The following is a 14,264-nucleotide window of genomic DNA, read 5'->3' as shown; positions in this document are numbered from 1 at the left end:
ATACTTTCCTAATACATTCAAACAATTGTTTCGTCGCGAGCCTTCTCGCACGTTCGGTTCACCTTGTTTGATGATGGGTTACACGCGTGGCCGCTCTGCGGTCTTTGTCTAAAACCTGTAATTTAGGAGACGACGTATGAAGCTCTACATTTACGATCACTGTCCCTACTGCGTTAAGGCGCGCATGATCTTCGGCCTGAAGAATCTCCCTGTCGAACTGCAAATACTGGCGAATGATGACGCCGCAACACCAGAGCGGTTAATCGGCCAAAAAATGGTGCCTATTCTGCAAAAAGACGATGGCAGCCACATGCCTGAAAGCATGGACATTGTTCATTTCATTGATCATTATGACCGCAAGCCGCTGCTGACCGGTTCCACCAACCCCGCCATCGCTGCCTGGCTGCGTAAAGTTACCGAATATACGCCACGTCTGATTATCCCCCGCTTTGCTCAGGCAGCCTTTGAAGAATTTGCCTCCGCTTCCGCCCGGCAATACTTTATTAATAAGAAGGAAGCCCAGCTAGGCAGTTTTGCCGATCACCTGAGCCATTCTCAGGGGCTGATTAAGAAATTGAACAATGACTTGCAGGATCTGGATCCGCTGATTGTCCAGCCAAACGCCTGTAACGGCGAGCTATCGACAGATGATATCGACCTCTTCCCACTGCTCCGCTCGCTGTCTATCGTGGCGGGCGTCACGCCTCCTTCGCGCGTTGCAGACTATCGGGATAACATGGCGAAACAGACTCAGGTAACGCTGCTCAGCAGCCTGGCAATCTAACCCTTCGATTTACTCCGCCGCTTCGTCCTGAAGCGGCGTTTCTCTGCTGTTTCAGTGCTATCCTATTGTTTACCCTGTGCATCAGGCGCACGCTGCCGATGCGTAATCGTGTTGGTTGCTAACACAAATAGATTGCCCGTATGAACACACGCCACCGATGGGTGGGTTGTGCGCGTCAATAGCATTAAGAGGTCAGAATAATGAAAAAATCAGGATGGATGGCCGCGGCCGCAGTGCTGCTGGCTTTTACACTCAGCGGCTGTAATAAACTCACGCAATACACGCTCAGTGAACAGGAAGTGAATGAGTACCTGCAAAAACACAATGATTACCAGAAAGAGCTGGGCGTGCCTGGCGTGGTGGATGCGCACATCGTTTTAACCGAGCTATCCAGCCAGATTGGTCGGGCAGAACCGGGGAAAGTCACGTTAGCGGGCAATGCAAAGGTCGATATTTCATCCCTGTTGGGCAATCAGGCTGCCGATATGAAACTGACGCTAAAAGCGCAGCCGGTATTTGATAAAGCGCAGGGCGCGATTTACCTGAAAGACATGGAATTGGTTGATTACACGGTACAGCCTGAAAAAATGCAGACGATAATGAAAACGCTAAGCCCTTACCTCAATCAATCGCTGAAAAGCTATTTTGACCAAAAACCGGCTTACGTGTTGAATGCGGATAAGAGCACAACAGAATCACTGGCGAAGAAGATGGCGAAAGGCATCGAAATCAAACCTGGCCAGATCGTTATCCTGTTTACTGACTAATGCCTACTCGCCGATAGCACACATCGTGTCTGCTATCGGCGTACTCGTTTTCATACTGCGAGGTTTCATACCCGCGGATTATTCTTCTGCTTCCGGCTCGTCTTCTTCTTCATCGCTTTCACCCAGTTCATCTCGCATGGCTTCCAGCGCTTCACGGCACACTATTGCCAGCGTACGATAAAATGCGGTGGTGGCGTGGCTTTCCACTTTCCCGAGAAAACGATCGCTCCACGGCAAGAGATACTCATCAAACAGGGTAATCTGCGCCGCCGTTTCGTCTTCTTGTGCCTGATCTTCCAGCCATGACGCCGCAAGAAGCAAGCTGCCGAAATGACCAACCGCGCCGTCATTTAACGGCATACCGCGCTGTTGTAGAAAAGTACGAATTTCCGCATCATCCGCATCGCTGTCATAGGATGAGCGCAGCGGCGACACCGAGCCGTTTTCACTATCAAACAGTGCCTGATAATCCGCCGCCATTGCGGGTAAATCCAATCCCTTTTGCAAACGGGCCAACAAGGCATCCTGCTCCAGCGGCCAATGCTGCGCCAATTTCCCCTCTTTAATCAGCGTGAACAGCGGCGTCAGCAAAGGATCCTGCGGCTGGCGATAAAACAGCGTGCCCAATAGGCGGCACACAATAGAAAACTCGTTCATTGATAACCCTATTTATTTTTAAGTGACGATGCCTTTATGTGACGATCCCTTTAAGTGACAGTGTCACAAATCAGCAAGCTCAGCGATAACCGGCATTCCACGCTGTTCGAGGAAATCCAACACGCGCCGAGGGCTTACATTCAATATCCGATCCTGCGGGAAATTCACTTCCTGCAAAATACGTTCACAGTGGGTAAAGTCTCCCAGAGAAAACGCAATATGGGAATCAGAACCTAAAGAAAGTAATCCACCTGCATCACGAACGGCTTCCGCAATCGCCCGACAGTTTGGTTCACTGCCTTTGCGCGAATGCATGAAAGAGGAGTTATTCAGCTCCAGTGCCACATTGTATTTCGCCGCGGCTTCCGCAATTGCGCGGATATCGACAGGAAATTTTGGGTTACCGGGGTGGCTAATGATATGTGCGTCGCCGCGTGCCATAGTCGCGATCATCGCCGTAGTGTGCGTATCTTTATCCTGTGGTGGAAAAACCGGCTCATGAAAGCCCGCGATAATCACATCCACCTGATCCAACATGGGGCCGGTGCAGTCGATCTCGCCTTCAATGTTTTTAATATTCGCTTCGATACCGCGCAGGATACCTACGCCATCAACCAGACGAGGCCAAACGCGCATATTCATGAAGTGCCAGTAATGCGGTGCATCCGCCATATCCGGGCCATGATCGGTAATGGCGAACAGGCGGATATTCTTCTGCTGAGCTTCAGCAATGTAATCATGCAGGGTACTGTAAGCGTGCGTACTGGCAACGGTGTGCATATGTAAATCGACGGGATACATAGATTCTCCTGAGTCAACGTTTGCAAGGCAGCATACCATTTTCAGGGATATTCCGCAGCCAGTGAGCGAAATTACAACGCATGATTAACACAAATGAAACATCAGTTTTTTGCGTCACGACGGGGAATGAATGGAAGGCGAGCGCAAAAACGGTGAGCAAAGCAACAAATTGCGTTAACTTTAGCTAATTGCGCGCATTGAATGCAGAAGTTTGTTGACGCTGTTCGGCAATTTACCTACATTAGCGCCGTCCGCTGAGATGTAAGACGGCGAGACCCCGGTGAGGTGTCCGAGAGGCTGAAGGAGCACGCCTGGAAAGTGTGTATACGTGAAAACGTATCAAGGGTTCGAATCCCTTCCTCACCGCCATATAAAAGAAAACGCCCTTGACGCAAGTTAAGGGCGTTTTCTTTTATGGTGCTGGAACGGATGAGAAGCCTTGACAGGGTTCGACAAAACGACAGGATTGGCGTTTTGGACCGCCACCGGCGGCCCGCAGGGCGAGCGGCAGGACGCCGCGAGTCAATCCCCCCAATATACTCATCCCAAACGCCCTTGACGTAAGTCAGGGGCGTTTTCTTTTATGGTGCTGGAGCGGATGAGAAGTCTTGACAGGGTTCGACAAAACGACAGGATTGGCGTTTTGGACCGCCAACGGCGGCCCGCAGGGCGAGCGGCAGGACGCCGCGAGTCAATCCCCCCAATATACTCATCCCAACCACCCTTGACGTAAGTCAGGGGCGTTTTCTTTTATGGTGCTGAAACGGATGAGAAACCTTGACGGGGGTCAGCCGGATACCTGACCCCGCCAGTTTATGGCAACTATCTTGCCCCCAACGCCAGATAGCTGCCTGCAGATTCATCAACGCGGAACTGTTCAACGGTGCGTGACAGCTCCTGCGCCTGTTCACTCAGCGATCTCGCTGCGGCCAGCGCTTCTTCAACCAGTGCCGCATTCTGCTCAGTGCTTTGATCCATCTGCGATATCGCGAGATTGACCTGTTCAATCCCAGAGCGCTGTTCTGCGCTTGCCACACTGATTTCGCCCATCATAGACGTGACGCGATGCACGCTTTCAACCACCTCATTCATCGTATCGCCCGCCTGCTTCACGAAATCCGTGCCCTCGCCCACCTTGGCCACAGAGTCATCAATCAGGCCTTTAATTTCCCGGGCAGCAGATGCTGAACGCTGTGCCAGCGTGCGAACCTCACTCGCGACCACGGCGAAGCCCCGGCCCTGTTCACCAGCGCGTGCCGCTTCTACCGCCGCATTCAACGCCAGAATGTTGGTCTGGAAAGCTATGCTGTCGATAACACCGATGATATCCACAATTTTGCGTGATGATAGGCTGATGGAATCCATCGTCACGACAACGCGGCTGACAACGTCACCACCGCGCACAGCCACATCCGACGCCGATACCGCGAGTTCATTCGCATAGCGTGCATTGTCCGCATTCTGTTTCACTGTCGCGGTCAGCTGTTCCATTGCCGCCGCCGTCTGTTCTAATGCGCTGGCCTGCGATTCGGTACGAGCAGACAAATCGCCGTTACCTGATGCGATCTGCGTTGAAGCGGTAGCAATGGAATTGGTACTGCTGCGCACCTGATTAACCAAATGAGACAGGTTGTCGCGCATCGCGCGGATAGCGTAAAGAATACTGGTTTGATCGCCCGGCTTTGTTTCAACATCGACGCGTAAATTACCTTCCGCAATTTCGCGTACAACATCCACGGCATACTGCGGCTCACCGCCGAGCTGGCGCATCAGCGTACGCAACATGTTCCACGCAAACGCAGAGATGATTAACAGCAGAACCAACCCTAAGGACAACAGGATCAGTGCATTACGCCAGAATGTTTGCTGGATATCGTCAATGTAATCACCGTAGCCAATCGTCCAATCCCACGGCTCGAATTTCATGACGGCATAAAGTTTCTCAACCTTATTCTGCTGCCCCGGACGCGTTCCTTCTGCAATCACGGTGCCGATCGTATTGCCCTGAAGCGAAGCGCGGTAGCGTTCTCCTGCTTCTTTGCCGCCATTGGCGTCGACGATGCCAATACGTTTAGGGTTAGGATGAACGTAGTTCACATCATTCGTATAACCGCGCACAAAGAAATAGCGATCGCCCTGATGGAAACGGCCGATCGTGCGCTTGGCCTCTTTTTCCGCTTCCTCATGCGACAGTTGACCGCTTTTCTCAAGATCATACGCCTTTTGTGCCGCCGAATGAGCCAGTTCAACTAAAGTAGAAAGCTGACCGATGCGTTCGCTCATCATCGTGTTATAGAGCGTATTCAGCGCTACCGCAGATAAAATTAACATCCCTAATAAGGTTGTACCGCATAGCAGTGCAATTCTGGTTCGTAATTTCACTATATATTTCTCCCTAACCGCTTTTCAGAAAATTCCGAACAAAAAATTACACTACATTGCCGTCCTGAACCATACCATCCAGAGAGTAATGATAGATTTTTTAACAATAAATAATGAAAAATTATCCTATTCGCTCAATTTAAAGACGATATCGAGCAGTAAAGACAGAAAAAAGTGATAAAAATGATCGAAATCGAAATTAACAGGTAAATAACGTTACAGAAATGACCAACGCCCCAGATTGTTATCTGAGGTCCCATCGGTTTGCCGATCGTGTTTATCTATCGCGTTCGTTGATGGTGTTCATGAGTCGTATCTATCGATGGATCGACATCGATGAACAGAGAGAAGAAGAATCAGCGTATTTCGCCGCTAAAAAACAAAAGCCTCCGCAAAAGCGGAGGCGTTCCTTCTAATGACAAGGCGCGCTAAGCGGTAACAGCCCTGTCTTCCATGGCTTTTCGCCAGCCTCCCAACCAGTAAGACCGGGCATTAATAGATTGATAAGGACAAAATTCCTTCGGTCTACCGACAATACCTGCTTGATAACCACGTGAATGAGCCCGTTCCAGGCGATCGCGTTTCTGTCTCTTCATGCCTTATTTCCCTCATTATTTATCTGGTGGAAAGAAAACAATGATTACTTTATAAGCAACCACAGACTATCAATACCGATTCTGTCGCCAAAGGTCAAGGCGCAAAATTCACGCCAGTGTCATATTTGTGATCCAAAATAGGAATTTTCCTCACTCAACAGTGGAAAATCGTAACTAATTGAAAATAATAAAAAACCTCTAAAAACGTAATGCAATCACAGCATTACATCTTTAGAGGCCTGCTTTTTTAGAAACGCCGCTGTTTCAAATTATGATCGGACGATACCGAGCACCTGCAACGATTATTGCCAAGTAACAGCTAGTTCAGCGTCGCGGCCTGCTGGGCAACCGACTGAGAAACCTGCTGCCAACCTTGCGCCAACGTTCTGACCAGCGCGTCATAACCGTCTTCCGTTTGTGGCAGCACGACGCTAAAGGGGCGCTTAACCACTTTCCCCTGATAGGTCAGCATCCACTCTCCACGCACGATGACATTGCCATCATAACGACCGTGAAAGCCCGTAACCGCAACGTTCAGCACTGCCTGATCGCTTCCCTGCGGCTGTGTGGTCACGACCCAACCGGGCAGTTTATGCCCCAGGTTCGTCACCAGTGCCTGCTGTAATTGCTGATCCAGAGGGCTGGCCCACAGGTTGTTGCTGGCAATGACATACTGCACATCGTTAGTCTGGTAGACCAAGCCTGCATTGACGAGATAGTCAGCCACGCTGACATGTTCAACCCAAAGCGGGTGTCCCTGAGTCACCGCAGCCTGCGTCGTGTTGGTATCTGCTATTGTCGGTAGCTGATAATACGTTTTCTGGGTATTGCTACTGCTGCACGCGCTCAATACCAGCGCCAAAGCCAGTGTCCATGCTTTCATCATTATTTTGCCCTCTTCGGCTGAGGATCCTGACTACCCGAGGCTTCAAACACCAACGCGTTACTTTTCTCATTCAGAGTGCGTAGCACAGGCTGTAGCTCCCGTAACACCTGATCCAAGCGCTGCATATCCGCCACCATCTTGTTATACGCCGGCGAGCCGGGTTGGAAGCCTTTCATACTGCGATTCAGTTCAAGCAGCGTTTTTTGCATGTCTTCAGGCAGATCCTGCATCGCTTTGCTGGACGTCAGCTTGTTTAACGTCGCCAGCGTTTTCTGCATTTCACGCAGCGTGGCCTGACTTTCCGTCAGTGTCTTCGTCGCTTCATTGACCATCGGATTCAGCGGTAGGTTGTTCACCTTATCTAACACCGCCATAAGCTTCTGCTGAATCTGCGACAGGCCGCCGTCAATGGTCGACAGAACCGGGTAGCCATCCATAACGAACAGCGGTTTATCCCCTTTCTCTTTTGGATAAAAATCGAGATCGATATAGAGCGCTCCCGTGAGGAGGTTAGCCGACTTCATCGAGGCGCGTAGCCCCAGCGATTGCGCCTGCTTCAGATGCTGTTCAAAGTCGAAAGAGCCACCAATCTTCTTCTCGAAGCGATCAGGTTCAATACGAATCAGTACCGGAATACGATAATCATCATCCAGATCCTGCTTCATATTTTTTGGGAAAAATGGCGCTTCGGCAACCGTGCCCAGACGAATACCACGAAATTCAACCGGCGCGCCCGCCTGTAGACCACGAATCGATTCGCTGAAGAACAGCAGATACTCTTTATATTCGGTGTATAGCGAGTCCTGAATGCTGCGCTGGCTATCAAACAGTCGATACTGCGCCATGGTCTGGGCTGCATCGCCCAGTTCCCATCCAGCAGGCACGTCAAAACTGACGCCCCCGCTGAACAACGTGGTCAGCGAGCCCATTTCGACACGCATTCCCTGTGCCGACATATCAAACGCGACGCCGCTGTCTTTCCAGAAACGAACATTGGTCGTGACCAGACCGTCATACGGTGCAGAGATAAACAGCTGATAGCGCATCTTACGCGCTTTCGGATCAAATGCGCTGGTTTCCACCGACCCCACCCGATAGCCGCGGAACAGAACCGGATCGCCCGCATTCAATTGCCCGGATTGTTCACTGTCCAGTATCACCCTGATGCCTTTCGCATCCGGCGAGGCCAGCGGCGGAGCATCCAGCAGGGTAAACTCGCGTTTATCTTCCTGATGGACTCCGGGCTGCAACTCGATATAAGCGCCGGATAACAGAGTCCCTAAACCGGAAACCCCTTCGCTACCAATTTTCGGTTTCACCACCCAGAAAGCAGAGTCCTGCTTTAACAGTTTCTCCATGCCGTCATTCAGACGAGCTTTAATCTGTACCCGATGAAGATCGTCGCTCAGCACCACGCTTTCAACCACCCCAACATCTACGCTACGGCTCTTGATCGCGGTTTTGCCCGCTTCAATGCCTTCAGCGTTGCTGGTAATCAACGTAATTTGCGGCCCCTGATGACTGAAATGGTAAAACAGTATCCAGGCGCCGATCAGCACCGTGACAATCGGCACAATCCAGACCGGCGACCAGCGTTTAATCGTTTCTACATCCGCAACGGCATGATTATTTTTCGCCAACGGCAGGCTCCTTATGAAGAACATCATTGCGACGATCCCACAACAGACGGGGATCAAACATCATCGCGGCAAACATGGTCAAAATGACCACGGCCGCAAACAACACCGCCCCAACGGCGGGATAAATACTCATCAGTCGACCAATCCGCACCATCGCAGACAGGACGGCAATCACGAACACATCAATCATCGACCAGCGTCCGACAAACTCAACCATCTCATAGATGACATGCATCCGCTCGCTGTCCTCCGTGTTTTTGGTTTTGCCGTTGGCCTGCCAACAAAGCCAACCTAGCGCCAACATTTTTAGCGATGGAACCATGACGCTAGCGACAAAAATGACCATTGCAACGGGGTAAGACCCCATCCCCCACAGTAGGATGACGCCCGACATGATCGTCGATCCCATGCGATCGCCGAAGGCTTCGGTCACCATAATCGGCATCAGATTAGAGGGGATATACAACATCACAGATGTGATCAGCAGAGCCAGTGTCCATTGCAGGCTATGCTTCTTACGAGCATGTCCACGTGAGTGGCAGCGCGGGCAAGTTAACTGGTTGGCTGGCAGGATAGCGGTGCAGCATGAGCACGAACGCAGCCCTTGTGACAGCCCACTTTCCCCCAAGACAGGGGGCGCAGGCAAGGAAGGAGGCGGCACGATGTCATTCCATAACCAGCGACGGTCGAGACTTTGGAAAGCCAGCAGTTGCAATACACAGAACAGGACAAAAGGCATAAAACTGGTGCCGATACCGATATCGCCATAGGACATCAGTTTAACAAAACTGACCAGCACGCCAGCCAGAAAAATCTCCGCCATACCCCAGCTCTTAAGATGGAATAGCATCTTGCCCATGCTTTTTTTCAACGCCAGCGGCAGCGAGGCATGCAAGCAAAGCAGAATAAGGGTCGCCATACTTAAGGCCGGAACCAGTTGCACAAATAGCATAAACAGCGTCGCGACGCTGGCATAATTTTCTGCCACCATCACTTTAGGAATCTGTATCAGGGTAATTTCGCTAGTGATGCCCGCCACGCGCATAGAAACGAAGGGAAAGAGGTTTGCCAGCAATAGCATGAATAGCGCGCTCAGCGCGTAGCCAACCGGCCGTTTGCGCGGTTCCGTCTGTCTGCTGGTTAGCGCCGTTTTACAACGCGGACAGGTCGCCTTCTGACCGTGCAAAAGTTCAGGCAACTCCACCAGCAGGTCACACTGCGGGCAAAGCATATAGTCATCATGATGAGGATCGTGTTGAAGATGACAGTCATGCCGATCGTGATGGGAACACATACATCCTCTCCTTCAAAACTCGTCAGCTTCTGACTGAAAGCATCGTCACCAATGCCATAAGTGCACAGGTAAAGTACATCGTGCGGTGATAATGGGTAGATCGTAAAGACGCTGTAAATACGTCCCTGTACGCTCGGATTGCGCAGATATGAATCTCATCCCTGAGATTCACCCTTTTAGGGCCGTCGCTAGCGACGTTCAAAAACGTTCCTGACGTTTTTGTCCCTGGCGCAAACGCTTTACTCTTCTATCCCATTATCACCGTTCTCGTTCGAGAAATAAGCTTGCCAGAAATCTGAATGAATTAGCCGTTTTTCTGTGCTTCCAGCTCTTCCCAACGTTCGAAACAGGTTTCCAACGCGCTTTCCGCTTCCGCCAGCGCGTTTAAGACTTGCTGTGTCTCTTCACGTGGACGGCTAAAGAAACCCGCATCATTCATCTGCGCCTGTAGCGACGCAATGTCCTGCTCCAGTTGCTCAAGGCGCTGTGGCAACTGCTCTAATTCGCGCTGCTGGTTATAACTTAATTTTCCCGTGCTTCGTTTAGCGGACGGTGCGGTGCTCGTTGCCGTCGTGCTTGCCGCTGGCGTTGGCGCTGCTGCCGTTCGCAGTGGCGTTGCTGTGGCACGCTGCTGCTGTGCATCGTAATACCCGCCGACAAAACGAGAAATCTTGCCTTCACCTTCAAAGATCCAGCATTCGGTCACCGAGTTATCAACAAACTGACGATCGTGGCTGACCAGCAAAACGGTTCCCTGATAGCTTTCGATCAACTCTTCCAGCAGTTCCAGCGTTTCCACGTCCAGATCGTTGGTTGGTTCATCAAGAATCAACAGGTTGCTGGGCTTGAGGAACAAACGCGCCAGCAGCAGGCGGTTACGTTCCCCACCCGACAACGCTTTTACCGGCGTCATCGCGCGTTTCGGATGGAACAAGAAGTCCTGTAAATAACCCAATACATGACGTGAGCGGCCGTTGACCATCACTTCTTGCTTGCCTTCCGCCAGGTTGTCCATCACCGTACGTTCCGGATCGAGTTCGGCGCGGTGCTGATCGAAATAGGCCACTTCCAGCTTCGTGCCACAGTGCACGCGTCCACTGACCGGTTCCAGGTCACCCAGCATCAATTTTAGCAGCGTGGTTTTACCGCAGCCATTCGGCCCCACCAACGCAATTTTGTCGCCGCGCTGTACCTGAGCGGAGAAATGGCGCGTCAGGACTTTCTTATCCCCCTGCGCACCCTGATCGACATGATAGTTCACGTCTTCCAGTTCAAACACAATCTTGCCAGAGCGGGCGGCCTCTTCAACCTGCATTTTCGCCGAGCCCATCACTTCGCGGCGCTGTGCGCGTTCCTGACGCATGGCCTTCAGCGCACGCACACGGCCTTCGTTACGGGTACGGCGGGCTTTTATGCCCTGACGGATCCACACTTCTTCCTGCGCTAGCTTGCGATCGAATTCCGCATTTTGCAGATCCTCCACCCGAAGCGCTTCTTCTTTTCCTTCCAGATACTTATCGTAGTTACCCGGCCAGGAAACCAGCTTGCCGCGATCGAGATCGACAATACGAGTCGCCATATTGCGAATAAACGAGCGGTCATGGGAGATGAAGATAATGCTGCCCTGGAACGTTTTCAGGAACGTTTCCAGCCAGTCTATCGTCTCAATATCCAGATGGTTAGTCGGTTCATCTAACAACAGTACACGCGGCGAACTCACCAGCGCTCTGCCGAGTGCGGCTTTACGCAGCCAGCCGCCGGAAAGTGACGCCAGCGGCGCATCAGCGGACAGGCCAAGCTGTTCCAGCACTTCGTGAATGCGACTTTCCAATTGCCACAAACCCTGATGCTCCAGAACGTCCTGTAACTTAGCCAGTTGATTCAGGTTCTTTTCGCTCGGGTCGCTTTCTACCAAACGCAGCATGGCGTGATAATTTTTCAGGTAGTCCGCCTGTGCAGCGACCCCTTCGGCGACAAAATCAAAGACGCTGCCCGCGACATCACGGGGAGGATCCTGTTGTAAACGTGCAACAATCAGATCCTGTTCATAGGTAATGCGGCCATCATCCAGCGGAATCTCTTTGGCCAGAATTTTCAGCAGGGTTGATTTGCCCGCACCGTTGCGCCCAACCAGACAAACGCGCTCATTCTCTTCGATATGGAGTTCGGTGTTATCCAACAGCGGTGCATCGCTGAACGACAGCCACGCACCTGAAACACTGATTAAAGACATCGGTTACTTTTCCTCACCGGCGTGCGTCAGCAGCCAGCAGTTATGAATCTGACGATTACGGGCAAAATCCTGTGACTGGGTCTGCGCGGTGATTTCTTTCGCGCTCAGCCCCAGCGCGGCCAAACCAGCGCTATCCATCTGGAAGCCACGTTTATTATTCGAGAACATGATGGTGCCGCCACGACGCAGCAGACGTTTGAGATCCTTCATCAGCGCCAGATGATCGCGCTGGACATCAAACGATTCTTCCATCCGTTTTGAGTTAGAAAAGGTCGGCGGGTCGATGAAGATCACATCAAACTGTTCATTCGCATTATGCAACCATGACAGGCAATCCGCCTGAATCAGGCGGTGCTGACGTCCGGTCAGGCCATTCACCCGCAGGTTTTTCTCCGCCCATTCCAGATAGGTACGTGACATATCGACAGTGGTCGTTGAACGTGCGCCGCCCAATCCGGCGTGTACGCTCGCCGTGCCGGTGTAGGCAAACAGATTGAGAAAATCTTTGCCACGGCTCATCTCACCCAACATTTTGCGGGCGATACGGTGATCGAGGAACAAACCGGTATCGAGGTAATCGGTCAGGTTGACCCACAGCTTGGCGCCAAACTCTTCCATCAGCAGGAAGTCACCTTTCTGCGCTAGTTTCTCATACTGGTTTTTGCCTTTCTGACGTTCACGCGTTTTCAGCACCAAACGGTTTGACGGCAATTCCAGCACGCTCAGCGTCGCGTTAATAACATCAAACAGGCGCTGACGGGCTTTTTGCGCATCAACGGTTTTCGGTGGCGCGTACTCTTGTACAACCACCCAACTGCCGTAGCGGTCAACCGCCACATTATATTCAGGCAGATCGGCATCATAGAGGCGATAGCATTCAATACCCTGCTGACCCGCCCATTTCTCCAGCTTACGCAGGTTCTTACGCAGGCGGTTGGCAAAATCTTCCGCGATTTGCCCTGCGGATGCACTTTGCGTTTCTGCCAGTTGGTAATTTTTCTGTACGCAGTCTAACGGGCCGTTTTTCGCCTTGAATTGGCGTTCAGCACGCAGTTGCAGACAGCTCAGCAGCTCCGGCGACGCACTGAACAGCGAGAGCTGCCAGCCGCCAAAATCACTTTTCATTTTACGACCCAGCATATTATGCAGGGCAATCAGTGCGGGTTCACTTTCCAGACGCTCACCGTAAGGCGGGTTACTGATGACCGTACCTTTAGGGCCTTCCGGCAAAGGGTTCTGGAGCTGTGCCGCATCTTTTACACCGAAAGAAATCAGTTCAGCTACGCCTGCACGACGTGCATTGGCCTTAGCGATATCAATCACCCGGCGGTCATTATCCGATCCGAAGAAGCGTGAGGTCGTTGCCTGCAAGCCTTGACGGGCGCGCACTTGTGCTTCCGCCGTCACCTCGCGCCAGAGTTCGGCGTCGTGTTTTAACCAGGCGTTAAATCCCCAGTGCGTACGGTGTAAACCGGGTGCACGATCGGCAGCCATCATCGCCGCTTCGATCAGCAACGTCCCGGAACCACACATCGGGTCTACCAACGGCGTGCCGTTTTGCCAGCCGGAACGTAACACAATCGCCGCAGCCAGATTTTCTTTCAGCGGTGCCAGCCCCGCGAGATCGCGGTAGCCACGTTGATGCAACCCTTCGCCGCTTAAATCCAGCGAGACACTCGCTGTATCACGCTGTAAAAAGACGTTAATACGAATATCCGGCTGCTGCTTTGCCACATCGGGCCGCTGTCCGGTTTTGCGCGTAAAGCTATCCACAATCGCATCTTTGACTTTTAACGCGCCGTACTGGCTGTTGCGGATATCTTCATTGGTGCCGGTAAAATGGACGGCAAAGGTTTTATCGATGCTGAAAACCGTTGACCAGTCAATCGCCTGCACGCCCAGATACAAATCCAGGTCGCTGTGTACCTTGAATTCATTCAGCGGTAGCAGAATGCGCGACGCCAGACGGCTCCACAGCAGGCTCTGGTACATCAGGCGGTTATCACCCTCAAAATGGACACCACCCTGCACCACTGTACAGGACTGCGCACCCAATGATTCGAGTTCGCTTTTTAATAACTCTTCCAGTCCCCGCGCCGTGCTGGCAAACAAAGCATTCATGTCGTCACTATCACCAAAAATAGATTCATAAAAGAAATTGAGGCGCATTATAGCTAATCCGAGACGCTTGTCATAAAGTTGCCGTTTTACTTTGGCTGATCTA

11 protein-coding genes and 1 tRNA gene are annotated in these 14,264 nt (G+C 51.8%); 3 read left to right on the top strand and 9 right to left on the bottom strand.

Annotated features, from left to right (window positions below; genetic code table 11):
• The first annotated feature begins 136 nt into the window (after positions 1 to 136).
• Both grxB and NAL19_RS08990 read left to right on the top strand, forming a co-directional pair.
• Positions 137 to 784, top strand: coding sequence for a glutaredoxin 2 (grxB, locus tag NAL19_RS08995; protein WP_225087887.1), 648 nt, complete (start codon positions 137 to 139; stop codon positions 782 to 784).
• Between the two features lie 200 nt (positions 785 to 984).
• Positions 985 to 1,551 (top strand): lipoprotein, encoded by a 567-nt coding sequence (locus NAL19_RS08990; RefSeq protein WP_225087886.1) that lies wholly within the window; start codon positions 985 to 987, stop codon positions 1,549 to 1,551.
• Between the two features lie 78 nt (positions 1,552 to 1,629).
• Here the strand turns inward: NAL19_RS08990 and NAL19_RS08985 are convergent, their stop codons facing one another.
• Positions 1,630 to 2,208: a molecular chaperone gene (locus NAL19_RS08985; protein ID WP_263059463.1), complete on the bottom strand. Its 579-nt coding sequence runs from the start codon at positions 2,206 to 2,208 to the stop codon at positions 1,630 to 1,632.
• 63 nt (positions 2,209 to 2,271) lie between these two features.
• Complete coding sequence (locus tag NAL19_RS08980; RefSeq protein ID WP_225087884.1) at positions 2,272 to 3,009, bottom strand: phosphatase; 738 nt, start codon at positions 3,007 to 3,009, stop codon at positions 2,272 to 2,274.
• Between the two features lie 279 nt (positions 3,010 to 3,288).
• Between NAL19_RS08980 and NAL19_RS08975 the strand changes: the two genes are divergently transcribed.
• Positions 3,289 to 3,378 (top strand) — tRNA-Ser (locus NAL19_RS08975).
• A 453-nt stretch (positions 3,379 to 3,831) separates the two neighbouring features.
• Here the strand turns inward: NAL19_RS08975 and NAL19_RS08970 are convergent.
• From NAL19_RS08970 to rlmKL, 7 genes are all read right to left on the bottom strand, one after another.
• Positions 3,832 to 5,391, bottom strand: coding sequence for a methyl-accepting chemotaxis protein (locus NAL19_RS08970; RefSeq protein WP_225087883.1), 1,560 nt, complete (start codon positions 5,389 to 5,391; stop codon positions 3,832 to 3,834).
• A 428-nt stretch (positions 5,392 to 5,819) separates the two neighbouring features.
• On the bottom strand, positions 5,820 to 5,987 hold the full coding sequence (rmf, locus tag NAL19_RS08965) for a ribosome modulation factor (protein ID WP_010276992.1): 168 nt from the start codon (positions 5,985 to 5,987) through the stop codon (positions 5,820 to 5,822).
• Positions 5,988 to 6,306: 319 nt separating this feature from the next.
• Positions 6,307 to 6,873 (bottom strand): membrane integrity-associated transporter subunit PqiC, encoded by a 567-nt coding sequence (gene pqiC / locus NAL19_RS08960; RefSeq protein ID WP_225087882.1) that lies wholly within the window; start codon positions 6,871 to 6,873, stop codon positions 6,307 to 6,309.
• Positions 6,873 to 8,513, bottom strand: coding sequence for an intermembrane transport protein PqiB (gene pqiB / locus NAL19_RS08955; RefSeq protein ID WP_225087881.1), 1,641 nt, complete (start codon positions 8,511 to 8,513; stop codon positions 6,873 to 6,875). Before pqiB ends, pqiC begins: the two co-directional genes overlap by 1 nt.
• Positions 8,500 to 9,807: a membrane integrity-associated transporter subunit PqiA gene (gene pqiA, locus NAL19_RS08950; RefSeq protein ID WP_225087880.1), complete on the bottom strand. Its 1,308-nt coding sequence runs from the start codon at positions 9,805 to 9,807 to the stop codon at positions 8,500 to 8,502. Before pqiA ends, pqiB begins: the two co-directional genes overlap by 14 nt.
• Positions 9,808 to 10,111: 304 nt before the next feature.
• The gene (locus NAL19_RS08945) at positions 10,112 to 12,040 is read right to left on the bottom strand and encodes an ABC transporter ATP-binding protein (protein WP_225087879.1); all 1,929 of its coding nucleotides are present in this window, start codon (positions 12,038 to 12,040) and stop codon (positions 10,112 to 10,114) included.
• Positions 12,041 to 12,043: 3 nt separating this feature from the next.
• Entirely contained in the window at positions 12,044 to 14,161 is a 2,118-nt protein-coding gene (rlmKL, locus tag NAL19_RS08940; RefSeq protein ID WP_263059462.1) for a bifunctional 23S rRNA (guanine(2069)-N(7))-methyltransferase RlmK/23S rRNA (guanine(2445)-N(2))-methyltransferase RlmL, read from the bottom strand.
• Between the last annotated feature and the right edge of the window lie 103 nt (positions 14,162 to 14,264).

The sequence above is a fragment of the Pectobacterium sp. F1-1 genome (assembly GCF_025643735.1).
Classification (GTDB): domain Bacteria; phylum Pseudomonadota; class Gammaproteobacteria; order Enterobacterales; family Enterobacteriaceae; genus Pectobacterium; species Pectobacterium colocasium.
Note: the sequence above shows the minus strand (reverse complement) of the source record. Positions and strands in the feature narration are given on the sequence as shown.

Excerpts from the sequence above, each read along its gene's own strand:
- NAL19_RS08990 (WP_225087886.1), top strand. The coding sequence starts at position 985 with ATGAAAAAATCAGGATGGATGGCCGCGGCCGCAGTGCTGCTGGCTTTT.
- NAL19_RS08980 (WP_225087884.1), bottom strand. The coding sequence starts at position 3,009 with ATGTATCCCGTCGATTTACATATGCACACCGTTGCCAGTACGCACGCT.
- NAL19_RS08985 (WP_263059463.1), bottom strand. The coding sequence starts at position 2,208 with ATGAACGAGTTTTCTATTGTGTGCCGCCTATTGGGCACGCTGTTTTAT.
- grxB (WP_225087887.1), top strand. The coding sequence starts at position 137 with ATGAAGCTCTACATTTACGATCACTGTCCCTACTGCGTTAAGGCGCGC.
- rlmKL (WP_263059462.1), bottom strand. The coding sequence starts at position 14,161 with ATGAATGCTTTGTTTGCCAGCACGGCGCGGGGACTGGAAGAGTTATTA.
- pqiC (WP_225087882.1), bottom strand. The coding sequence starts at position 6,873 with ATGATGAAAGCATGGACACTGGCTTTGGCGCTGGTATTGAGCGCGTGC.
- pqiA (WP_225087880.1), bottom strand. The coding sequence starts at position 9,807 with ATGTGTTCCCATCACGATCGGCATGACTGTCATCTTCAACACGATCCT.
- rmf (WP_010276992.1), bottom strand. The coding sequence starts at position 5,987 with ATGAAGAGACAGAAACGCGATCGCCTGGAACGGGCTCATTCACGTGGT.
- NAL19_RS08945 (WP_225087879.1), bottom strand. The coding sequence starts at position 12,040 with ATGTCTTTAATCAGTGTTTCAGGTGCGTGGCTGTCGTTCAGCGATGCA.